Source organism: Pseudomonas sp. OA65, assembly GCF_017498305.1.
Taxonomy (GTDB): Bacteria; Pseudomonadota; Gammaproteobacteria; order Pseudomonadales; family Pseudomonadaceae; genus Aquipseudomonas; species Aquipseudomonas zanjanensis.
Genome location: NZ_JAGDEZ010000009.1, coordinates 157,418 through 180,427, shown reverse-complemented (window position 1 = coordinate 180,427; position 23,010 = coordinate 157,418). Strand labels below are relative to the sequence as shown.

General features: G+C 61.1%; 19 protein-coding genes and 1 pseudogene. 12 read left to right on the top strand and 8 right to left on the bottom strand.

Annotated features, from left to right (window positions below; translation table 11 throughout):
* Window positions 1–256 precede the first annotated feature (256 nt).
* The 5 genes from J3361_RS10595 (at window position 257) to J3361_RS10575 (ending at window position 8,766) form a co-directional block, all read left to right on the top strand.
* Window positions 257–1,168, top strand: coding sequence for an SDR family oxidoreductase (locus tag J3361_RS10595; RefSeq protein ID WP_207964398.1), 912 nt, complete (start codon window positions 257–259; stop codon window positions 1,166–1,168).
* Window positions 1,169–1,837: 669 nt separating this feature from the next.
* Window positions 1,838–3,631 (top strand): DUF1302 domain-containing protein, encoded by a 1,794-nt coding sequence (locus J3361_RS10590; protein WP_207964396.1) that lies wholly within the window; start codon window positions 1,838–1,840, stop codon window positions 3,629–3,631.
* Window positions 3,632–3,653: 22 nt separating this feature from the next.
* Entirely contained in the window at window positions 3,654–5,021 is a 1,368-nt protein-coding gene (locus tag J3361_RS10585) for a DUF1329 domain-containing protein (RefSeq protein ID WP_207964394.1), read from the top strand.
* Window positions 5,022–5,310: 289 nt separating this feature from the next.
* A complete protein-coding gene (locus J3361_RS10580) occupies window positions 5,311–7,860 on the top strand; it encodes a LuxR C-terminal-related transcriptional regulator (RefSeq protein WP_207964392.1) in 2,550 nt (849 codons plus the stop codon).
* Between the two features lie 204 nt (window positions 7,861–8,064).
* A complete protein-coding gene (locus J3361_RS10575) occupies window positions 8,065–8,766 on the top strand; it encodes a hypothetical protein (RefSeq protein ID WP_207964390.1) in 702 nt (233 codons plus the stop codon).
* Here the strand turns inward: J3361_RS10575 and J3361_RS10570 are convergent.
* Window positions 8,731–9,552: an IclR family transcriptional regulator gene (locus tag J3361_RS10570; RefSeq protein ID WP_207964388.1), complete on the bottom strand. Its 822-nt coding sequence runs from the start codon at window positions 9,550–9,552 to the stop codon at window positions 8,731–8,733. The genes J3361_RS10575 and J3361_RS10570 overlap by 36 nt on opposite strands.
* A 354-nt stretch (window positions 9,553–9,906) precedes the next feature.
* Here J3361_RS10570 and hmgA point away from each other — a divergent pair, with 354 nt between their 5' ends.
* The 3 genes from hmgA to maiA are packed head-to-tail and all read left to right on the top strand — an operon-like array spanning window position 9,907 to window position 13,166.
* Complete coding sequence (hmgA, locus tag J3361_RS10565) at window positions 9,907–11,211, top strand: homogentisate 1,2-dioxygenase (RefSeq protein ID WP_207964386.1); 1,305 nt, start codon at window positions 9,907–9,909, stop codon at window positions 11,209–11,211.
* A 2-nt stretch (window positions 11,212–11,213) separates the two neighbouring features.
* Window positions 11,214–12,518, top strand: coding sequence for a fumarylacetoacetase (gene fahA / locus J3361_RS10560; RefSeq protein ID WP_207964384.1), 1,305 nt, complete (start codon window positions 11,214–11,216; stop codon window positions 12,516–12,518).
* Between the two features lie 9 nt (window positions 12,519–12,527).
* Window positions 12,528–13,166 (top strand): maleylacetoacetate isomerase, encoded by a 639-nt coding sequence (gene maiA / locus J3361_RS10555; protein WP_207964382.1) that lies wholly within the window; start codon window positions 12,528–12,530, stop codon window positions 13,164–13,166.
* Window positions 13,167–13,306: 140 nt separating this feature from the next.
* Here maiA and J3361_RS10550 read toward each other — a convergent pair whose 3' ends face one another.
* Complete coding sequence (locus J3361_RS10550; RefSeq protein ID WP_207964380.1) at window positions 13,307–14,110, bottom strand: transglutaminase family protein; 804 nt, start codon at window positions 14,108–14,110, stop codon at window positions 13,307–13,309.
* A gap of 187 nt (window positions 14,111–14,297) precedes the next feature.
* On the opposite strand from J3361_RS10550, the gene J3361_RS10545 reads away from it, so the two are divergent.
* A complete protein-coding gene (locus J3361_RS10545; protein ID WP_186705070.1) occupies window positions 14,298–15,317 on the top strand; it encodes a Glu/Leu/Phe/Val dehydrogenase in 1,020 nt (339 codons plus the stop codon).
* Window positions 15,318–15,640: 323 nt separating this feature from the next.
* On the opposite strand, the pseudogene glyA reads toward J3361_RS10545, so the two are convergent.
* The 3 genes and pseudogenes from glyA to J3361_RS10535 all read right to left on the bottom strand — a co-directional run.
* Window positions 15,641–16,105 (bottom strand): annotated as a pseudogene (gene glyA, locus J3361_RS10540) (serine hydroxymethyltransferase); the annotation flags it as partial.
* Window positions 16,027–16,278, bottom strand: a complete 252-nt coding sequence (locus tag J3361_RS29480) for a hypothetical protein (protein WP_243458819.1) — start codon at window positions 16,276–16,278, stop codon at window positions 16,027–16,029. The gene J3361_RS29480 and the pseudogene glyA, both read right to left, overlap by 79 nt.
* Window positions 16,279–16,435: 157 nt before the next feature.
* Window positions 16,436–17,641: a benzoate/H(+) symporter BenE family transporter gene (locus J3361_RS10535; RefSeq protein WP_207964377.1), complete on the bottom strand. Its 1,206-nt coding sequence runs from the start codon at window positions 17,639–17,641 to the stop codon at window positions 16,436–16,438.
* A 339-nt stretch (window positions 17,642–17,980) separates the two neighbouring features.
* Between J3361_RS10535 and J3361_RS10530 the strand changes: the two genes are divergently transcribed.
* Entirely contained in the window at window positions 17,981–19,372 is a 1,392-nt protein-coding gene (locus J3361_RS10530; RefSeq protein ID WP_207964375.1) for a PLP-dependent aminotransferase family protein, read from the top strand.
* A 66-nt stretch (window positions 19,373–19,438) separates the two neighbouring features.
* On the opposite strand, the gene J3361_RS10525 is transcribed toward J3361_RS10530, so the two are convergent.
* On the bottom strand, window positions 19,439–19,699 hold the full coding sequence (locus tag J3361_RS10525) for a YebG family protein (protein ID WP_003205410.1): 261 nt from the start codon (window positions 19,697–19,699) through the stop codon (window positions 19,439–19,441).
* A gap of 338 nt (window positions 19,700–20,037) precedes the next feature.
* On the opposite strand from J3361_RS10525, the gene J3361_RS10520 reads away from it, so the two are divergent.
* Window positions 20,038–20,538: a phosphate-starvation-inducible PsiE family protein gene (locus J3361_RS10520; protein ID WP_053125067.1), complete on the top strand. Its 501-nt coding sequence runs from the start codon at window positions 20,038–20,040 to the stop codon at window positions 20,536–20,538.
* Here J3361_RS10520 and J3361_RS10515 read toward each other — a convergent pair.
* On the bottom strand, window positions 20,535–20,852 hold the full coding sequence (locus J3361_RS10515) for a DUF3509 domain-containing protein (RefSeq protein ID WP_207964373.1): 318 nt from the start codon (window positions 20,850–20,852) through the stop codon (window positions 20,535–20,537). The genes J3361_RS10520 and J3361_RS10515 overlap by 4 nt on opposite strands.
* A 498-nt stretch (window positions 20,853–21,350) precedes the next feature.
* Here J3361_RS10515 and J3361_RS10510 point away from each other — a divergent pair, with 498 nt between their 5' ends.
* The gene (locus J3361_RS10510) at window positions 21,351–21,761 is read left to right on the top strand and encodes an HPF/RaiA family ribosome-associated protein (protein WP_207964371.1); all 411 of its coding nucleotides are present in this window, start codon (window positions 21,351–21,353) and stop codon (window positions 21,759–21,761) included.
* A gap of 259 nt (window positions 21,762–22,020) precedes the next feature.
* Here the strand turns inward: J3361_RS10510 and J3361_RS10505 are convergent, their stop codons facing one another.
* Entirely contained in the window at window positions 22,021–22,896 is an 876-nt protein-coding gene (locus J3361_RS10505; RefSeq protein ID WP_207964369.1) for a helix-turn-helix domain-containing protein, read from the bottom strand.
* Window positions 22,897–23,010 lie beyond the last annotated feature (114 nt).

Sequence of the window (23,010 nt, the reverse complement as noted above, 5' to 3'; positions counted from 1 at the left end):
AGCAGGCTCGCTCCCACAGTAGATCGATTGTGAATACAGAATGTGTGAGCAACAAAAATCCCCTTGTGGGAGCGAGCCTGCTCGCGATAGCGGTACATCTGCCAGCCAGGAAAATCAAAGGCGCCGCCATGGCTTGGGCCCGCATCATCCCCCCGCCTTATCGGCCACCATTCACTGGCAACCGTGTTGATTGTGACCGGCCGACAGGTGCCGGACACTCGTGCCCATCGTCCTATCCGCCTGCTGGAGTTCTGCCATGAATGAGTCTGTGCGCTTCGAAGATAAAGTCGTGATCGTCACGGGAGCCGGCGGTGGCCTGGGACGCGCCCATGCGCTGCTGTTCGCCAAACAAGGCGCGAAGGTGCTGGTCAACGACCTGGGCGGCTCGGCTCAAGGGGAAGGGGCCAACGCCTCGGCAGCAGACCGGGTGGTCGCCGAAATCCGCGAGGCGGGCGGCATCGCCGAGGCCAACCACGACTCGGTGACCGATGGCGACAAGCTGGTCCAAAATGCGCTCGACGCATTCGGTCGCGTCGATGTGGTGGTCAACAACGCCGGGATCCTGCGGGACAAGACGTTTCACAAAATGGACGACGCCGACTGGGACCTGGTCTACCGCGTCCACGTCGAGGGTGCCTACAAGGTGACCCGGGCCGCCTGGCCACACCTGCGTGAGCAAAACTACGGACGGGTGATCTTCACCGCGTCCACCTCCGGCATCTACGGCAACTTCGGCCAATCCAACTACGGCATGGCCAAGCTTGGCCTCTATGGCTTGACCCGAACCCTGGCCATCGAAGGCCGCAAGAACAACATCCTGGTCAATGCCATCGCCCCCACCGGCGGCACGCGCATGACCGAAGGCCTGATCCCGCCGCAGGTGTTCGAGCAACTCAAGCCCGAACTCGTCAGCCCGCTGGTGGTGTACCTGGCCAGCGAGACCTGCCAGGAAACCTCTGGTCTGTTCGAAGTGGGCGGCGGCTGGATGGGCAAGGTGCGCTGGGAGCGCAGCCTGGGCGCTGGCTTCGATCCACGCAAAGGCTTTTCCCCCGAAGACGTCGCCGCCCATTGGCAGCAGATCTGCGATTTCCAGGATGCGGTACACCCGAGTGACAATCTGGAAGCCTTGAAGGAAATGATGGCGAATCTGCAACGCCACGCCATCTAAGCCCTTATCGCCCGGGCCGGTTGCCGCTCGCTGCGGTAACCGTGCTCACGCGGGCTGTACCTAAAAGCCGCCAGGTTCGCGGCGGTCTCGCTATCCATCACGCCTTGATATCTCGCCGGACGGCGTCCATCTGTAAAGCGTGTGCCAGGCGCTGCAAGCCGGCACTCATCGTAGCGGACCCCGTGTCATTGCCATGCGCATTCTGCTGTCATCCCAAGCAAACAACCCCACATAAAAAAGGCCGCTGCAAAAAGCAGCGGCCTAAGCGTGACGTTGCAAAGGAGCTACAAACCAACGTCGGTAAACACGGGGTGATGGACCGATACGCCAATCCATCCGAAGACGGTGCGCCAGGCATGAGGGATGCCATGAGGCTGGTGCTTGCAGGCTCGTTGCCTTGAAAGCCCGGCCAGCATAGGCGTCGAGCTTGGCGGGAAACAGCCCGGATCCGGACATGCACCGTTGCAGGGCGCGTAACAGTCCAAGGCGGGGCATGAGTATGCGCGGCGCTGATGACCCATCATCCAGACCATTCATGCACGGCGCAAAGGCGCGCGCCCCATGGGCTGTAATCCTTTTGAGGTACAACGCGAATACCTCCTTGGTGCGCTTATCGCCTGTGGCGTGCGGCAGTAGGGTGAAGGCTCTGTCACTCACCGGGGAAGACGCATGACAACAATAACAATGCGCGCCATCTTCAAGCCGCAGGCGCTGGCCGTTGCGGTGGCCTTGGGTTGCTGTGCCCAGGCGCAGGCCGTTTCATTCAACATTGGCGAGATCGAGGGTCAGTTCGATTCGTCGCTGTCCGTGGGCGCGAGCTGGGGCATGCGCGATGCCGACAAGGACCTGGTCGGTACGGTCAACGGTGGTACGGGCCAATCCTCCACCGGTGATGACGGACGGCTGAACTTCAAGAAAGGCGAGACCTTTTCGAAAATCTTCAAGGGCCTGCACGACCTCGAGCTCAAGTACGGCGATACCGGTGTGTTCGTCCGTGGCAAGTACTGGTACGACTTCGAGCTCAAGGATGAAGGCCGCGAGTTCAAGGACATCAGTGACAACAATCGCAAGGAGGGCGCCAAGTCCTCGGGCGCGCAGATTCTTGATGCTTTCGTCTACCACAACTATTCCATCGCCGATTTGCCAGGCACCGTTCGCGCCGGCAAGCAGGTGGTCAGTTGGGGGGAAAGTACTTTCATCGGCAACTCCATCAACAGCATCAACCCGGTGGACGTGTCCGCGTTCCGTCGCCCCGGTGCGGAGATCAAGGAGGGCCTGATCCCGGTGAACATGCTGTTCGCCTCCCAGGGCCTGACCGACAAGCTGACCATCGAAGGGTTCTACCAGTTGGAGTGGGACCAGACCGTGGTGGATAACTGCGGCACGTTCTTCGGCAACGACGTGGTGGCCGATGGTTGCACCAGTGGCTACACCGTGGGCAGTCCGGCGATTGCGCCGTTCGTGCCGCTGACACAGGCATTCGGCGAGGAAATCCAGGTCTCCAGCGAAGGGGTAATCATTCCCCGTGGCGGCGATCGCGACGCCCGCGACTCCGGCCAGTGGGGCACGGCGTTGCGCTGGCTCGGCGATGACACCGAGTACGGCCTGTACTTCATGAATTACCACAGTCGTACGCCGACCGTCGGGACCACCACGGCGGGGCTTTCGACGCTGGCGGCGTTGCCGGGCATGGTCGCGATTGCCAACGGCCTGGCCCCCGGCAGCGGCGCGGGCCTGGCGCAAAGCGTGATGCTGGGCCGCGGTGGCTACTATCTGGAATACCCGGAAGACATCCGCCTGTACGGCGCCAGTTTCTCCACGACGTTGCCCACCGGCACCGCCTGGACCGGCGAAGTCAGCTACCGTCCCAACGCGCCGGTGCAGGTCAATACCAACGATCTGACCCTGGCCTTGGTCAACCCGATTGCCGGTGGCGCCGCATCGCCCATCGCCACCTCGCCTGGCGCCGACAACACAGGTTACCGCCGCAAGGAAATCACCCAGGTCCAGAGCACCCTGACGCACTTCTTCGATCAGGTGCTGGGTGCCGATCGCCTGACCCTGGTAGGCGAGGCAGCAGTGGTGCATGTCGGTGGCCTGGAGTCCAAGGACACGCTGCGTTATGGCCGGGATTCGGTCTATGGCCAATATGGCTTCCAGGGCGACACCGACGGCTTCGTCACCTCGACGTCCTGGGGCTATCGCGCCCGGGCGATCCTCGATTACTCCAACGTGATCGGCGGTGTGAACTTCAAGCCCAACCTGTCCTGGTCCCACGACGTGGCGGGCTATGGCCCCAACGGTCTGTTCAACGAAGGCGCCAAGGCTGTCAGCGTGGGCGTCGATGCCGATTACCGCAACACCTACACCGCCAGCTTGAGCTACACCGACTTTTTTGGCGGCGATTACAACGTTCTCGAAGACCGCGATTTCCTCGCGCTGAGCTTCGGCGTGAACTTCTGATCTGGCTGACAAGGAAAACCCAATGCGCAAGATGATCCTGCAATGCGGTGCCCTGGCCTTGAGCCTGCTGGCCGTGAACGTGATGGCGGCGGTGTCGCCGGAGGAAGCGAACAAACTGGGCACCAGCCTTACGCCGTTGGGCGCGGAAAAAGCCGGCAACGCCGATGGCTCGATCCCGGCCTGGACCGGCGGCATCCCGAAAAACGCCGGGGCGGTGGACAGCAAGGGCTTTCTGGCCGACCCCTTCGCCAATGAAAAACCACTGTTCACCATCACTGCCGCGACCGTGGACAAGTACAAGGACAAACTCTCCGAAGGGCAGGTCGCGATGTTCAAACGCTACCCGGAGACTTACAAGATCCCGGTCTACCCGACCCATCGCAGCGTCGGCCTGCCGCCGGAAATCTACGAGTCGGCCAAGCGCAGCGCCCTCAACGTGACGTCCATCAACGACGGCAACGGCTTGTCGAATTTTACCGGCAACCGCTACTACGCCTTCCCGATTCCCAAGAACGGCGTGGAAGTGCTGTGGAACCACGTCACCCGTTATCACGGTGGCAACCTGCGCCGGGTCATCACCCAGGTCACGCCGCAAACCAATGGCAGCTTCACGCCGATCCGCTTCGAAGAAGAAATCGCCGTGCCGTTCCTGATCAAGGACGCCGACCCGGAAAAGGCCAGCAACGTGCTGACCTATTTCAAGCAATCGGTCACCGCGCCGGCGCGCCTGGCCGGCAACGTGTTGCTGGTGCATGAGACCCTCGACCAAGTAAAGGAGCCGCGCCTGGCGTGGATCTACAACGCCGGCCAGCGCCGTGTGCGTCGCGCCCCGCAAGTGGCCTACGACGGCCCGGGCACCGCCGCCGACGGGTTGCGTACCTCCGACAACTTCGACCTGTTTTCCGGGGCGCCGGACCGCTACGACTGGAAGCTGATCGGCAAGAAGGAAATGTACATTCCATACAACAGCTACAAACTCGATTCGCCGAGCCTCAAGTACGACGATGTGGTCAAGGCCGGCCACATCAACCAGGACCTGACCCGCTACGAGCTGCACCGGGTCTGGGAAGTGGTGGGCACGGTCAAGCCTGGCGAGCGGCACATTTATGCCAAGCGCCACATGTACATCGACGAGGACAGTTGGCAGGCGGCGCTGGTGGATCACTATGACGGTCGCGGCCAACTGTGGCGGGTGGCCGAAGGTCATGCCCAGTTCTACTACGACCATCAGAACCCGGGCTACACCCTCGAGGCGCTCTACGACATCATCGCCGGCCGCTACATCGCGCTGGGGATGAAGAACGAAGAGAAACACAGCTACGAGTACGGCTTCGAGGCCAGGGCGGCCGACTACACGCCGGCGGCGTTGCGTTCGACCGGGGTTCGGTAGGCCTGACGGTTGAAAAGATGACTGTGGCGAGGGGGATTTACCTGTGGGAGCAAGGCTTGCCCGCGATGAACGATAACGCGGTTCAGCTTTAAGACCTTAGTGTTGCCATCGCGGGCAAGCCTTGCTCCCACAGCACTTTATTGCCACCAAGGTTGATCCAGACATGACGACCGGCAGCGCCCCTGCCGGTCGTTTTTTTATGGGCACCAATCAGCGCGCTGAATACTTCTCCAAAGGTCGACGACACAGGTCTAGGGTGGTGAGATAACAATAAACAGGATTTTCCCCAATGACCGCCATGACCCCGTGTCCGGACCGTCCAGGATTGCTGCCTCGCCTGTCCTCGACGCATGTGCCGCGGCGGTCCTTGAGCGAGCCGCTGCTGACTTCCGAAGCGCGGGTAAAACTGCTCTGCGCGCCAGCGGGCAGTGGCAAGAGTGCGTTATTCGCCGAGTGCTTTTTGCAGGCCCCCAGTGACTTCCGGTTGCATTGGCTGCCCCTGGGGGGCGCGGCGTTGAGCGCGGCGCAAATGTGCGAATGCCTGGCCCAGACCCTCGGGTTGCCGATGCTGGATGAAGCGGGGCTGTTGGCTCATCTGGCGCGTTTGCAAACGCCCACCTGGTTGTTCCTGGACGACTATTGCCGGGTACCGAATCCCGAACTGGACCAGTTGCTCGACCGTCTGTTGAATACCTGCAGCCCGGCGCTGCACCTTTGGCTCAATGGTCGCCGTCGTCCCCACTGCAACTGGCCGCGGCTGTTGCTCGATGACGAGTTGTACGAATTTGACCCACAGGCGTTGTTCTTCAGCCCTGACGATGTCCAGCCACTGCTACGTCATCTGCCCGGTCCCCAGGCCGCCCGCACGGCCCGCGAGGTGATCCAGCGCAATGGCGGCTGGTGTGCCGGGGTGCGCATCAGCCTGCTTGAGCGCTGCGAATGGGCACGCAGTCATGCATCGCCAGGGCGGCCGGGGACTTTGCTCGACTACCTGGAGTACGAACTGTTCAGCACGCTGACCCCGGATCTGGCAGAGGCCTGGCGGGTGCTGGCGCATCTGCCGCGCTTCAATGCCCGCTTGTGCGAGCACCTGTTCGGCGACACGGTGGGCGCGCAATGCCTGCCGTTGTTGCTGGAGCTGGGGTGTTTCATCGAACCGTGGGAGCAGACCTCGGATTGGTTGCAGATCTTCCCGGCCCTGGCCCGGTTGGTGCGTGAAGAGCCCTGGTCCCAAGGCCGCTCCTGGCATCGACGGGCCTGCCAATGGTTTGCGGCCGAGCAGGACTGGCAGATGGCGTTCGAGCAAGCCATGTTGGCCGAGGAGTTCGAGACCGCCGTCAGCTTCTTGCAGCATTTGAGCTTCGAGCACGTCTTGCAGCGCCGCAACGTGGTGCTGTTGCTGAGCTTGCACGATCAACAGGGCGACGCGTTGACCCTCGGGACGCCGCAATCGGTGGGGCTGGTCACCGCTGCGCTGTTGTTCGCCGGGCGCTTCGACCAGGCGTCAATGTGCATCGAACAACTGGCCAGATTTATGCCGCAGCCTTCGGCCTGTCGGCAGCGACAGGTGCTGTCCAGGTGGCAAGTCTTGCAGGGGTGGTTGCTGCACCTCTCGGGCGATGGCGAACCGGCGCGCGAGCATTTTCTCCAGGCCCAGGCCAGCCTGGACCCGGAGGCCTGGTCCCAACGGGTGCTGTGCCTGGGTGGGCTGACGCAGCAGGCGCTGCTGGCTGGCGATCTGGCCTCGGCGCAATGGATCAACCGCCAGGCGTTGTGCCTGGCGCGTGCAGAGGGTTCGCTGGTCTTCGAAGGTTTGCTGGAACTGGATCACGCCCAGGTTCTGGAGCAGCGCGGCGCGCCGCATCGGGCCGATCATTTGCTGGCCGCCGTCCAAGCGCTGCTGGATAAACCGGGCCAGGATTTTTCTCCTTTGTTGGGGCGTATTGCCTTGCGGCGCGGGCGCCTGGCGCTGCGTATGGGCTTTGAAGAGCGAGCCACCGAGCACTTCCAAACGGGGCTGGAAACGGGCCTGCACAGCCAGGACAAACAGGTGCTTTATGGTTTTCTCGGCAAGGCCTGCCTGGCGGCCAACCAAGGCGACTATGGCGAGGCCTTCATGCACCTGCGCGATGCCGAGCGGACCATGCAGCAGCGGCACATCCCCGACACCGTTTACCGTGGCGTATTGTTGCAAACCAGCTGCCAGTTCTGGTTGCAGCAGGGACGGGCGGAACTGGCCCATGAAGCCTTGACCCGCGTCTTGCGGCATTTTCGCGGACCGCAGGCCAAGCACGCGCCTCCCGCGACCCTGGAGTTGATTGCGCGACTTGAATACCTGCTGGTGCTGGCCGAGGTCTACCTGCAGCGGGCACAGGAACCGCAGGCGCGCTTGCAGGCCATGATCGCCCAGGCACAGCAGGGTGAAATGCACAGCCTGGAAACCGAACTGCACCTGGTGCTGACAGAGGTCGTCTGGTTGTCCGGTGATCGTGCCCAGGCCCGTTCACTGTTGCAGGAAGGTCTCAAGCGAGTTACTTGCTGGCGGGCCCAGCAAGCCTTATGCGAGCTGCGCTTGCGCCAGCCCGAGCTGTTGCGCTGGGGCCAATCGGCAGAACAGGTCGAGTCGCCTGCCGCCGTCGAGGACACCTTGCTCAGTCATCGCGAACTGGAGGTCCTGGAGCTGATTGCCCAAGGTCATTCAAACCAACAGATTGCCGAACAGTTGTTCATTTCGCTACATACGGTGAAAACCCATGCGCGACGAATCCACAGCAAGTTGGGCGTGCAACGGCGTACGCAAGCGGTGGCGAAAGCCAAGGTCATGGGGGTGATGGGTTAGAGCAATGAATGATTTAACTTCACGCACGCTTACACTTACTTTTTTTACAGTCGACTATTGGCCTGTGTATAACGTGTGGGACTGAAGTTAACGATAAGTTGCCACTTCATTTAAACCGAGATGCCGTGCTGTTGTATTCAGCCGCATAATCAATAACAGCTCGAACAGGAAGTTCGAGGCCATCAAATGACAAGGATGTTTTATATGAATACCCCGTTGTTCTCTTCCTACTCCGAAAGACTGATCGCGTTGAAGAACACCCGCGTGGATTTTGCCGTGCAGGTGCTGCTGGGTCATTATCTGGAGCCACTGGGCATCAACCCATTCACGGTCTACCTGAATACATTGCAACGCTTTCCAAGTCAGGAAGTGGAAAGCTCCCAAACGTTGTTCGACGAAACCATGGCCTGCGTTGAAAAGCAAAGCCTGCCCACCTATACGCAAGGCCAGAGTCAACTATCCAGCAAGCGTTATTCTTTTGCTGCCGAAGACCGGCTCAAGACATTGGACTTGATAGCATTTGAAAAAATCGTCATAGATATTGTTTTAAGTTTGACTCAAAAGCCGGCAATCGAGCTGTCCCTGCGTCCCCTCAGGCCCTTGACCGCCGAGGACGTGCATGGCGCATTGAAAGTCCACGCGCCGAATATCAACCCCGGCGGCGTATACGTGACCAGCTTCATTGAGAATGGCCCCGACCAACGCCTGGTGTCGTCTTCCGAGGGGCTGGTCGAGTACCTGCTGGGCCATTTCCAGAATAATGTGATTCCTTATCACTCGGAGGGCAGCCACCAGGGTATCTATACCGCTCGCTTCAGCGGGGAAGACCGCCATGTCCATCCGCAATTGATCACTACACACCTCAATGATCTAGTGATCAGGATTGTCCCGGATTTCCTGGACTGATCCTGGCGCCGCCTCATACCCCATCCGCCAACTCACGGCCCGGGTCGCCGCCAACAGCCGTTGCGCCGCCGGGCCGTTTTCGTCGGCATGGAACAACGAGGTCGGGCCAACAATGGTCATCACCGCCTTCACCTCGCCGACCGCATTGAAGACCGGGGCGGACAAGGCGTCCACGCCCGGCATCAGCAAGCCATGCACATGGTGCAGGCCGCGGCTGCGAATCTGCTCGCAGAGGGTGGCGTAGGCGTGGTCGTCGGCCAGGGCGTGCTGCTCGGTGCCTTGCACTTCCTGCTCGCGCAGGCCGATGGTCTCGCGCTCCGGCAGATATGCACTGAACACCAGCCCGGTGGACGAACTGAGCAACGGCAAGACCGAGCCCAGTTGCGTCACCACGGTCACCGACCGCACGGCGGGCTCGATGCGCACCACGGTCGCGCCATGATTGCCCCACACCGCCAGGAAGCAGGTTTCGTTCAAGTCGTCGCGCAACTCGGCCAAGGGCAGGGCGGCCACTTGCAGTACGTCCATGCCGTTCAGCGCTGCCAGGCCCACGCGCAGGGCTTCGCGGCCCAGGCCGTAGTGGTTGGTGGCGGCGTTCTGCTCGGCAAACCCGCTGGCGATCAAGGCCTGCAAGTAGCGATGGACCTTGCTCGCCGGCATTTGCACGTGCTCGGCCAGGCGCGACAGCGACGTGGAGGGGGAGAGTTCGGCCAGGGCCTTGAGAATGTCGGTGCCGACTTCGGCCGAGCGAACTTTCTGTTTACCGTTGCTGAGCGGGTTTTCCATGGAGGCGCAGGTCCAGAGGCGAATGGGCTAATGCTTGTCAGTTAAGTGGATAGCACGGGCAAACACACAAACCGTGGCGAGGGAGCTTGCTCCCGCTGGGCCGGTCCGACGCCTCGGGCTAGCAGCCCCAAAAACAGGGCCGCTTCGCGACCCAGCGGGAGCAAGCTCCCTCGCCACAGGGTTACTGCCGGGCTTTATTTCGCTTAACTGATCGGCATTGGGGCGAATGGGCGTCTTTATAGCTTGACGGTGGTTACTGAGCAAATTACGTTATGCGTAATCGAATTACGATAAAAATAACCCGGTGCGCCTCAACCACTCCGTAGAGTGACGGGCCGCATTCCAGGAGGCTCCATGAACCTCGATTCCCCAGCGTTGGACCTGGCTTACCAATCAGGCTTCGGCAACGAATTTGCCAGCGAGGCATTGCCTGGCGCCTTGCCCGTCGGCCAGAACTCGCCACAGAAAGCCCCGTACGGTCTCTATGCCGAGTTGTTCTCTGGCACGGCCTTCACCATGGCCCGCAGCGAAGCGCGGCGCACCTGGATGTATCGCATCCGGCCATCGGCCAATCACCCGGCCTTCACCAAGCTCGAACGGCAATTGGCAGGCGGTCCTTTGGGCGACGTCACCCCCAATCGCCTGCGCTGGAACCCGCTGGACATTCCCGCCGAACCTACTGACTTCATCGACGGGCTGGTGCGCATGGCGGCCAATGCCGGCGCGGACAAACCGGCCGGCGTCAGCCTTTATCACTACCGCGCCAACCGCTCCATGGAGCGGGTGTTTTTCAATGCCGACGGTGAGTGGCTGATCGTGCCGCAACTGGGACGGCTGCGGATCGCCACCGAACTGGGCGTGCTGGAACTGGCACCGCTGGAAATCGCCGTGCTGCCCCGGGGCCTGAAGTTTCGCGTGGAACTGCTCGACCCCCAGGCCCGTGGATATCTGGCCGAAAACCATGGTGCACCGTTGCGTCTGCCGGACCTCGGGCCCATCGGCAGCAATGGCCTGGCGAACCCGCGGGACTTCCTGACGCCGGTCGCCCATTACGAAAACCTCGCGCAACCGACCACCCTGGTGCAGAAATTCCTCGGTGAGTTGTGGGTGTGCGAGCTGGATCACTCGCCCCTCGATGTGGTGGCCTGGCACGGCAATAACGTGCCGTATAAATACGACCTGCGCCGTTTCAACACGATTGGGACGGTCAGTTTCGATCACCCTGACCCGTCGATTTTCACCGTGCTGACCTCGCCCACGAGTGTCCACGGCCTGGCCAACCTCGATTTCGTGATTTTCCCGCCACGCTGGATGGTGGCGGAGAACACCTTCCGTCCGCCGTGGTTCCACCGCAACCTGATGAACGAATTCATGGGCCTGATCCAGGGCGCCTATGACGCCAAGGCCGAAGGTTTCCTGCCGGGCGGTGCGTCCTTGCACAGCTGCATGAGCGCCCATGGGCCGGACGGCGAGACCTGTACCAAGGCGATCAACGCTGATCTTCAGCCGGCGAAAATCGACAACACCATGGCGTTCATGTTCGAGACCAGCCAGGTATTGCGTCCAAGCCGTTTCGCCCTGGACTGCCCGCAACTGCAAACCGACTACGATGCTTGTTGGGCCTCGCTGCCTGTCACGTTCGACCCGACCCGGAGATAACCATGACTCAACTTTCCCCTGTCCGTAGCTGGGTCGCCAGCGCCAACGGCCACGCCGACTTCCCGTTGCAGAACCTGCCATTGGGTGTCTTCAGCGTCGATGGTGGTGCCCTGCGTAGCGGCGTGGCGATTGGCGAGCGGATTTTCGATCTGCAGGCGGCGCTGCACGCGGGCCTGTTTGACGGCGCGGCGCGACAAGTCGTCGAAGCCATGGCCGACGGCCAATTGAATGAATTTTTCGACCTGGGCCGCAGCGCCCGGGTGGCCCTGCGTGAACGACTGCTGGAACTGTTGCGCGAAGACAGTCCGTTGCGCGGCAAGGTCGAAGCCCTGGAGGCGAAGCTGTTGCTCCTCGCCGCCGACTGCCAGATGCACCTGCCCGCCAGGATCAACGACTACACCGACTTCTACGTCGGTATCGAACATGCCCAGAATGTCGGCAAACTGTTCCGCCCCGATAACCCGCTATTGCCCAACTACAAATACGTGCCTATCGGCTACCACGGTCGCGCCTCGACCATTCGTCCGTCCGGGACCGACGTGCGTCGTCCCAAGGGCCAGACCCTGCCGGCCGGCCAGACCGAGCCGACCTTCGGCCCGTGTGCGCGGCTGGACTATGAGTTGGAGCTGGGCATCTGGATTGGCAAGGGCAATGCGCTGGGCGAACCGATCCCTATCGGCGATGCCGCCGAGCACATTGGCGGCTTCTGCCTGCTCAACGATTGGTCCGCCCGGGACATCCAGGCATGGGAATACCAGCCCCTGGGGCCGTTCCTGTCGAAGAGTTTCCTCACCAGCATTTCGCCGTGGGTGGTCACGGCTGAAGCCCTGGAACCGTTCCGCCGCCCGCAGCCGGCGCGCCCGGAAGGCGATCCGCAACCGCTGCCGTATCTGCTGGACACCCGTGACCAGGCCGGCGGCGCCCTCGACATCGAATTGGAAGTGCTGTTGCTGACTGAGGCGATGGTCGAGCAGAACCTGCCGGCCCAGCGCCTGACGTTGAGCAATACCCAATACATGTACTGGACTGTGGCGCAGATGGTTGCGCACCACAGTGTAAACGGCTGCCAGTTGCAGGCCGGCGACCTGTTTGGCTCGGGCACCTTGTCTGGGCCTGAAAACCATCAATTCGGCAGCCTGCTGGAAATCACCGAAGGCGGTAAAAAACCGATCGAACTGGCGTCTGGCGAAGTGCGCCGATTCCTTGAGGACGGTGATGAAATCATCTTGCGCGCCCGTTGCCGCCGCGACGGTTTCGCTTCCATCGGCTTCGGTGAGTGCCGGGGCAAGATCTTGCCGGCGCGTTGAGGGGCAGCCATGGAACTTTATACCTACTACCGTTCCACCTCGTCCTACCGGGTGCGCATCGCGTTGGCCCTCAAGGGCCTGGATTACCAGGCCTTGCCCGTCAACCTGATCGCTGCCCCGGGGGGCGAGCACCGCCAGCCGGCCTACCTGGCGATCAACCCCCAGGGCCGGGTGCCGGCGTTGCGTAGCGATGAGGGCGCGTTGCTGGTTCAATCACCTGCCATCATCGAATACCTGGAGGAGCGTTATCCCCAGGTGCCGTTACTCAGCGTCGACCTGACGGTCCGCGCCCGGGAGCGTGGTGTCGCCGCGTTGATCGGTTGCGACATTCATCCCCTGCACAACGTCAGCGTGCTCAACAAGCTGCGGCAATGGGGCCACGATGAAGCGCAGGTGACGGAGTGGATCGGGCAGTGGATCAGCCAAGGATTGGCGGCGGTGGAGCAGATGATTGGCGACGACGGCTATTGTTTCGGTGCAGCGCCGGGGTTGGGGGATGTGTTCCTGATCCCGCAGCTGTACGCCGCCGAGCGGTTCACTGTTTCCTTGCAAGGGTATCCGCGAATCCGGCGCGTGGCGGCGTTGGCGGCTGGGCATCCGGCGTTCCGGCAGGCGCACCCGGCGAATCAGCCGGATACCCCCACTTGATATTGATGTTGGCTGGTCTGCCGTCTTCGCGAGCAAGCCCGCTCCCACATTGATCCGGGTGTACGCCGATCAAATGTGGGAGCGGGCTTGCTCGCGAAGGCGATTCAACGGTCGACAAAGAGGTGCAGCCTCACGACAACTCAATGCACCACCGAATTCGGCGGCAAATGCCCCAAGCGCTCCGTCAGTCGGATTCGCTGGATCGGATCGTCACTGAGCATCAGCGCATGCTCCAGGTCGAAGCGTTCGGCATTGGGGCAATCGAGGCGCTGGTACAGACTGGCGCGGGCCAGATAGTCGGCGGCGCTGGCGTTGCCCAGTTCCAACACCCGTTCGGCATCGATCAATGCGGCAATGTAATCGTCGTTCGCCAAATGCAGTTGGCGCAGGTTGCGCGACAGGCGCTGCAGCATTTGTATCGGCTCGGCGTTGACCAGATGTTCCGCCTTGAGTGGCATGTTTGCGCCGTATTGGCGCTGCAGCAGTTCCCGGCAATCGTTGGGGTACAACCGGCGGCCACCGCAGGGGTCAAGCAGGTGGTCGGCCCCAGGTACCTTCAACAGGAAGTGCCCGGGGAAATTGACACCGACCATCGGAATTTCCAGGCCGCGGGCCAACTCCAGGGCGATCAACCCGAGGGCCAGGGGCTGCCCGCGTTTGCGCGCCAGGACTTTATCCAACAGCGCCGCTCGCGGTCGCAGGGGCGTGAAATCGTCCTGGGCGAAACCCAAGTCGTTGAGCCGTCGTAGCAGAGGTTGGCCCAGCTCGCTGACAGGCAGCAGCGGCAGGCCATGGCTGACCCGCTGTTGCAGTTCCTTGAATTCCTTCAGCAAGGCCGAAACGTCGACGTCGCGATCATGTTCGGCAGCGATCCACAACGCCGCCTCGAACAACGCTGGGGGCGAGCGGTGCAGACAGTCAAAAAAGGCTTGGCGCGGTTTCATCGAACTCTCCGGGCTATGCTCCCGTTTTAGCCCTGCCATGGATTTTCGTCCAGTCTCGAACAGACGCTGCGACAGGTTATGCCGAAAAAGACTGACCACACGGGCGACTTATTCCGGCGTGCTCCAGCAATTTTCGATTGCACGCCTATACTGGCGAAACAAACAAAAGTGATTCGGGAGCCTTACGATGTTTGCTCTCATGCAAAGCTCCCGCCTTGAATCGCTGCACCTAAGCGTAGACCCGACGACCGGGTTGAAGGCGGTGATTGCCATCCATTGCAGCCGTCCCGGGCCCGCCCTGGGGGGCTGTCGTTATCTTGCCTACCCCGACGACGAAAGTGCCGTGGCCGACGCCGTGCGCCTGGCCCAAGGCATGAGCTACAAGGCGGCGCTGGCCGGCTTGCCGGTAGGCGGCGGGGTGGCGGTGATCATGCGTCCGGCCCATGTCGAGAGTCGGGCGGCGCTGTTCGAAGCCTTTGGTCGTTGCATCGAGCAGTTGGACGGGCGCTACATCACAGCCATCGACAGTGGCACGTCGGTGGCCGACATGGATTGCATCGCCCAGCAGACCCGCCATGTCACCAGCACCACCGCCGCGGGAGACCCCGCGCCCCACGCGGCAATGGGTGTCTTTGCCGGCATTCGTGCCACCGCCATGGCTCGCCTGGGCAGCGATAACCTCGAAAGCCTGCGGGTGGCGATCCAGGGCCTGGGCAATGTCGGTTATGCCTTGGCTGAACAACTGCACGCGGCGGGTGCCGAATTGCTGGTCAGCGACATCGACCCTGGCAAGGTGCAACTGGCCATGGAGCAACTGGGCGCCCATCCGATCGCCAACGACGCGCTGCTCAGCACCCCCTGTGACATCCTCGCCCCCTGCGGCCTGGGCGGGGTGCTCAACAGCCAAAGCGTGGCACAACTGCGCTGCTCGGCCGTTGCCGGCTCGGCCCACAATCAATTGAGCAACCTGCAGGTGGCCGACCAGTTGGAAAGACGCGGAATTCTCTATGCGCCGGACTACGTGATCAACTCCGGCGGGCTGATTTACGTCGCCCTGAAGCATCGTGGTGAAGAACTGCCGACGATCACTGCACACTTATCGAAAATCGGTGCCCGACTCACGGAAGTCTTCGCCCACGCCCAGGCGGAAAAGCGCTCACCGGCCCGGGTGGCCGATGAGTTGGCGGAGCGCTTGTTGTACCGCTGAAAAACCAATTGTGGGAGCGAGCTTGCTCGCGATAGCGGCCGTACATTCAATGTCTTCATCGACTGTCCACCGCTATCGCGAGCAAGCTCGCTCCCACAGGTTTTTCTGGTGCTCACAGACTGATCATTTCAGGCAAACACTCACCCTGTGGCGAGGGAGCTTGCTCCCGCTCGGCGGCGCAGCCGTCGTAAACCGGCTGATGCGGTCTGCCTGAATGATCGCAGCGATCCAATGGGGCCGCTTCGCAGCCCAGCGGGAGCAAGCTCCCTCGCCACAGTTTGTGCTCGCCGCTCTATGCGCTTCGTGCTGTCCTTATCCAGCCATTACCTCAGCAGATACACCGGAAAGCATTCGCACAAATGCATCACCCGGCGCCGGGTGTTATCCAGGCGTGCCGCGTTGTCCGGCTGTTCCAACAGGTCGGCGATCAGGTTCGCCACTTCGGCACATTCCGCTTCACCAAAACCGCGTGTGGTCAGGGCTGGGGTGCCGATGCGAATGCCACTGGTGATCGCCGGTTTCTGCGGGTCATTGGGGATCGCGTTTTTGTTCAGGGTGATGTGGGCATTTTCCAGCAGTGCCTCGGCGTCTTTGCCGGTGATGTTCATCGAGCGCAGGTCGAGCAGGAACATATGGCAGTCGGTACCGCCGGAAACCACCCGCAAGCCACGCCGGGTCAGGACATCGGCCATGACCCGGGCGTTGTCGATCACCCGCTGCTGGTAATGCTTGAACCCGTCGCCCAAGGCTTCGTTGAAGGCCACGGCCTTGGCGGCGATGACATGCATCGCTTGCCCGGATAGCCTTCGGCGTACTTGTTGGTGAGCACGGAACCCTGGGCCTGGCGCACTTCTTCGCTGACGTAGTTTTCCGAAGCGATCAGTTCCAGGTGGGTTTCCTGGCGGTTGCGCTCGCGGTCGATCAGGCGGGCAACGGCGGGGTCGAAATTTTGCAGACTCATGGTGTGGATCCTCAGGCAAACGCTTCGCCAACGGCACAGGCATGTGATGCGACGGCGCCAGTGAAGGGGCTGAATGGAGTGCAGCGGGGCAGGTGTCTTTCGAGCCGACGCCGATGAGCGATGCCGTTTCCGCTCCAGATGAAGTTGCGGCGAGCGGTCATGGTCGGCTGCCCTCGGCGATAACGGCGGCTTTGCTTTCCCGGGTGTAGGTCAGCACGAAATGCGCCACGAGACCGAAGATCAACCCCCAGAACGCGGCTGCAAGGCCGAGGAAGCTCATGCCCGAAGCGGTTACCAGAAAGGTGATCAGCGCGGCTTCCCGTTGCTTCTCATCCGCCATGGCGCCGGTCAGCCCAGCACTGATCGCGCCAAACAGGGCGAGGCCGGCGAGGGAGGCGATCAATTCTTTCGGCAGGGCGGAAAACACCGAGGCCAGGGTCGCGCCGAAAGTGCCCATCAGGATGTAGAACACCCCGCAGGCAATCCCGGCGATGTAGCGTTTGTCGCGGTCCTCGTGGGCTTCGCGGCCGGTGCAGATCGCGGCGGTAATGGCCGCCAGGTTAAGACCGTGGGACCCGAACGGGGCCATCAGGGCCGAGCCAATAGCGGTGACCGAAATGATCGAGCGCGCCGGCGTGTTGTAGCCCGAGGTGCGCAATACGGCCATGCCGGGCACGTACTGGCCGGTCAAGGTCACCAGCGCCAGTGGCAGGCCGATGTTGATGATTGCGTGCCAGCTCCATTCAGGCGCGATGAAGACCGGATGAGCCACGGCGATGGTGATTGAGTTGCTGTTGAGTTCACCGAACGAGGCGGCCACCGCGCAGCCGACGATCAGCACCGACAGGATGGCGTAGCGTGGCGAAAACCGCTTGAAGACCAGGTACGCGGCGATCATTGCCAGCACCATCGCCGGCTGCAGCTTGATCGACGTGAATAGCTCGGCACCGAAGCGGAACAGGATGCCGGCGAGCATGGCGGCGGCAATGGCCTTGGGCAGGCGGCTCATCAACTTGTCGAACGCCCCGGACAAACCGACCACGGCGATGATCACCGACGCCACCACATAGGCACCAACGGCCTGGGGCAGGGTCACGGTGGGCAGCATGGACACCAGCAGCGCGGCTCCCGGTGTCGACCATGCGGTGATGACCGGGACACGCAGGCGCCAGCTCAAGAGCAGGCCGGTAATCCCGCTGCCGATGGAAATGGCCCAGATCCACGAAGACACCACGTCGTTGGGCAGGTGCGCTTCCTTGGCTGCCTGGAACACGATGATGAGCGGGCCGGCGTAGGAAATGATCACGGCGATGAAGCCCGCGATAACCGCTGACAGGGATAGATCCTTTCTGAATGTGTCCATGATGTCTCGACTTGGCGCGGCAGGAGCGCGCAGTGGGGGATTGAGTCGATTGATTCGATTCAAGATCAGTGTATTTGAATAAATTGAGTTGATTCAATGGGTGACGTGATTGTTACGAGATATTTTTCTGCTATCACGGATATGTTTGGGGGTTTTATCAATTAACTAATTGATTTATATGGATATTATTTTTAATAAGATTTCTTTATACGACCTTGATAAGCAATTCAATAATCGCATCAATCGACTCAATGAATCGAATGCATCGGATTATTAGTGGCCTAACCTCCATGTGATATGCTCGGATATTCATCATTTCTACGATGGCAGTGATCATTCATGTGGGTTCCCCAGCTAAGCGAGTTCAGCCAGCCGATGTATCTGTCGATTGCCGATGCGTTGGCGCGCGATATCAATAACGGCGTACTGAACGAGGGTGATCGCCTGCCGACCTTGCGGGAGCTGGCCACCACCTTGAATGTCACGCCGGGCACCATCAGCCGGGCCTATAGCGAAGCTCATCGGCGTCGGCTGGTGCAGGGGGAAGTGGGGCGTGGCACCTATGTGCTCAACCAGAAGCAGCTGGAACTGCCCGCCAGCAACAGCGCCGCCGCGCCGCTGAACCTGGGGCAGTCCGAACTGCTCGACCTTTCGATCATCAAGCCCTATAGCGAGACCCTGGAGTACTGGTTGCGCGGCGCGCTGGTGGGCATGGCCAAAAGCACCGATTTTGCGCGCGCGCTCGATTATGCGCCGGACGGCGGCCACCCGGCCCATCGCGAGGCAGGGGCGCAATGGTTGCGTCATTCATTGCCCGACGCGCAATGGCAGCAAGTGGTGATTACCGCCGGGGCCCAGCATGGCTTGATGGTCGCGATGAGCGCCCTGACCAACGCTGGCGACCTGGTGCTCTGCGAGGCGCTGTGCTACCCGGGCATCATTTCCCTGGCCCACGGTCTTGAGCGTCGCCTGCGTGGCGTGCCGATGGATGACGAAGGCATCATTCCCGAAGCCTTGCGGGAGCTGTGCCTGCAAGAGAAACCGGCAATGCTCGTCTGCGTGGCGACCTGCCAGAACCCGACGGCGGCGATCATGTCGCAGAAACGTCGGGCCCAGATTGCCGCGCTGGCCGAGGAGTTCGACTTCATCATCCTGGACGATGACATCTACGGCTTCCTGGCCACCGATCCGTCGATCAAACCCCTGTCGGCCTTTGCGCCGGATCGCTCGGTTTACCTGACCAGCCTGTCGAAATCGGTCATGCCGGCGCTTCGCATTGGTTACATCTACAGTCCGCCGAAATTGCTCTCGCGCCTGACGTCGATGGTGCGCAGCAGTGTGTGGATGCCGTCGCCATTGACGGCGCAACTGGCCAGCAATGTGATTACCGAAGGCCTGGACAAGAAATTGATCCGCATCCAGCGCAACGAGGCGGCGGGGCGACAAGCGATCGCCCGGGAAATCTTTGCCAACTTCGAGCTCAAGACCCAGCCGTACTCCTATCACGTCTGGCTGACGCTGCCCGAGCCATGGACCAGCGACGAATTCACCATGCTCGCCCGGGCCAACGGCGTATTGGTGCTCAGTGGCACTCAATTCCAGGCTGAGCGTTCCGGCGCCACCCGGTGCGTGCGGCTGGTGCTGATGTCGCCCACCAGCCAGGACGAACTGCGCTTCGCCCTGACCAAGTTGGCCAGCCTGATCGATTCAGATCCACGTCGTTATTATTGAAAAAGATCGCAGCCTTCGGCAGCTCCTACGCAGTGTAGGCGCTGCCGAAGGCTGCGATCTTTTTGGTTATTCGTCCGACGGGTTGAGCAGTTCGGACAAGGCGTCCGGCTGGCTCTTGAATGCCTTGGCGAACACATCGCGATTCTTCGCCATGTAGATCCCGGCTTCCTCGACCTGTTGCTCGCTCAGCGATGGAACGGCTTTTTGCAACACTTCGGCCAGCAATTCGGCGAGTTCCAGCATTTTGTCATGACGGTCAGCTTCGGCTTTATCCATGAACAAGCGCTCCAGATCTCGGCTGCTGCGGTATACCACTTCGACGGCCATTCACCACCTCACATGCCTTCACATTGGTTTGTCTTTGTGACTACTGTATTTATATACAGGCAAAAGAATAAGCGAATCCTCTTGCTTTGGATAGTGGCTTTTTAATGTAGACCGATTTCAGCATGTGAGCGCGAAGCGTGTGGGAGCAAAGCTTGCGGGAGCACAGTTTTTGTGGGAGCAAAGCTTGCTCGCGATCAGGCCGCATGAATCTCCCAAAAAGTGCCCGATACCAGCCTATCGCCATCTCACCCTCACTCGCTGGCCTTTTTTCTGCATGCAGAACAACCGTCACGTCCAACCCGCATCATCCGGTCGAACCGACCTAAGGAAACTACATCGTGAAAATCAACTGGGCCGAGAACCTGCGCCAGAACGTCCATCAACTGGCCGAGTCCCTGGGAAACCTCTTCGTCGAGACCTTCCACTACCTGGCGCTATTCGCCATCGGTGCGGTGACCGCGTGGGCGGCGGTGATGGAGTTCTTGCAGATGCTCGAGGCGGGGCACATCAAGATCGATGACATCCTGCTGCTGTTCATCTACCTGGAATTGGGGGCGATGGTCGGGATCTACTTCAAGACCAACCACATGCCGGTGCGATTCCTGATCTACGTGGCAATCACCGCGCTGACGCGGCTGCTGATTTCCAACGTTTCCCACCACAGCCCGCCCGACCTGGGGATCATCTACCTGTGCGGTGGCATCTTGCTGCTGGCGTTTTCGATCCTGGTGGTGCGCTACGCTTCGTCGCAGTTTCCCTCGGTGAAGATCGAGCACCCGCACCGCAAGGTTGGCGCGGGCTCCAGCGAGCATGCCGAAGTGGAGAAAGGTGAAATCTAGATCCCGGCGGCCGAGGGCGCCGGCCCCTGTGCATGCGGCGGTGGCAGCTTGATGTTGTCACCGCCGGTCATGGCTTCGAGGATGGCCACGGCGCTGTGGCCCTGCTCGATGGCAATGCCGAACTGAATGCTTTGCACCAGGCGCTTGAGCCGCTCCGGGTCGTTGCGCTGCTGGGCGCTGATCATGCGTTTGGCGACGATGCGCCCGCTCTTGGACAGGGTCAGCATGATGCTGCCATCCAGTCCCTGGATACTCAGGTTGATTTGATAATGCGGCGCAAAAGCGTCGGTAATGATCTGAAAAGGGTTGTCCATGATGCGTCACCGCCTGATTGAACGTGCAGTTGTTGACCGGCCGTGATCGGGATTAGTTCGCAACACCGGACCATCGGCCATTCCATGATCGTGTTCATCTCAAACTCCTGGGACCAGGCAGGCTTCAAAAAACCAGAGATTGCAGCCTGCGGCAGCTCCTACAGGGAGTTAGCAAGGGGCATGCCGGAAAAAGCGTTGGACAATGATCCCGGCGCCCAAGCGCCGAGCGCTCTGGAATGCGCCTGCCCGTTTCGGGGCAATTACGTGCGGATGTTCGTTGGCGGTGCAGGAAGGGAGGCGATTTACGCAGGGGGAGCAGGGCGGGGCAACTCCCGACATTAACAGCGCTTTTGCCCGTTGTCTGGCTTTATTTGCATATGAATATTTATCTTTTTTTAGGGGTTGAATTGTTCTTCCGCCAGCCCGACTCTGTATTCAAGGGGCCGCTGCGCTAACGTCGACGGCCCCCGGCGAGCTAGCTGAAATAAGGGATGAACTATGCAAATCCAAGTCAACAGCGATAACCATATTCAAAGCAGCATCCGACTGGAGGAGTGGGTACGTACTACCATCGAAAGCACGCTCGAACGTTACGAAGAAGACCTGACACGGGTCGAGGTTCATTTGCGCGATGAGAACGGCGATAAGCCCGGTCCTCATGACCTGCGTTGCCAGCTTGAAGCACGGCCAAAGGGCCATCAGCCGATTTCCGTGACCCACAAGGCCGAATCGCTGGAACTGGCGATCGAAGGTGCAGCCACCAAACTTGAAAGTGCCCTGGAGCATTTGTTCGGCAAACTGCGCGGCAAGCGCGCCGCCACCAAAGGTCCGACCGACTCGATTGCCCTGGCTGACGCCATGCTGGAAGAAGAATTCCTGGAGAACGAGCGGGCTGCACTCAACGGCTAAGCACGATCACTTAAAATTACTCACCGAACAAACGGGCCTGCAATCGCAGGCCCTTTTTTTATGAGTGATCCGTTGTCTGGAGAGGTGCAATCCATGTGGGAGCGAGCCTGCTCGCGATAGCTGTCTGACTGAGACGGTTGATGTTGAATTTGCCGCCGTCATCGCGAGCAGGCTCGCTCCCACACTGGACCAGGGTGAGCAAAAACTTCTTCGACACAACTCCCTGTGGGCGAGCTTGCTCGCGATGGCGATCGCCGGGCTAGCGCAAAAACGCCTGCCGATAGGCCCCGGGCGTCGCGCCCAAGGCCTGGCGAAAACGGTGGGTGAAATGACTGGCGCTGGCAAACCCGCAGGCCAGCGCGACATCGCCCAACGTTCGTGACGTGCTGCGCAGCAAATGCCGCGCGCGGGCCAAGCGCCGAGCCAGCACATATTGGTGGGGTGGGAGCCCGAAACTTTCGCGGAACATCCGCGCAAAGTGATATTCGGACAACGCACACAGCGCCGCCAGTTGCCCGAGGCTGATGGCCTCGGCCAGATGGCTGTCGACGTAATCCACCAGTAACCGCCGCTGGTGAGCAGCCAGGCCGCCTTTGAGGCGAAGGCCCTGGCGCTGGCCGACCTGGCTGAGCAGCAAGTGGTTGAGCAGGTCATGGGCCAGGCTGGTGGTCAGCAGGCGTTCGCCGGGTTCGTCCCAGTTCAGTGCGATCAACTGGCGAAAGCGCTGGGCCTGTTGCGGGTCGTCGAGGAACGTTTCCTCGTGGAGTTGCACCTGCCGGGGCTCGCGGTCCAGTAGCGTGATGCAGCCGAGGGCGAATTGTTCAGCGCTGAAATACAGGTGGGCAAGGCGAATGTCGCCGTTGATGACCCAGGCGGACTCATGCCCGGCCGGCAGGATGCAGAGTTTGTCTGGTGCGCCTGTGGTATCGGGCCGTTCGCGACGAAACGTGCCGGTGCCGCCCGCGATGTAGCACGACAACGTATGGTGCGTCGGCGCCTCGTAGTCCCGGGCGTCGTGGTGATTGGTCCACAAAGCGGCCGCCATGCCGTCCCCGAGCTCGGCGCTGTGCTCGAGGCGAGCGTTAGGCGAGCTGTTTAGGGCTTGGAAGACTTGTAGGGTCTGCAGTGTGGACATGATCGGTTCTCCAACGCTTGCATCCTACTCCGTAGGCCGTTCCCTGCCAGCCCATCGCTCATAAAAACCGCAAGTTTACGCAAGCGCCGGGCAAGCGTCGGCGTGACACTGGGG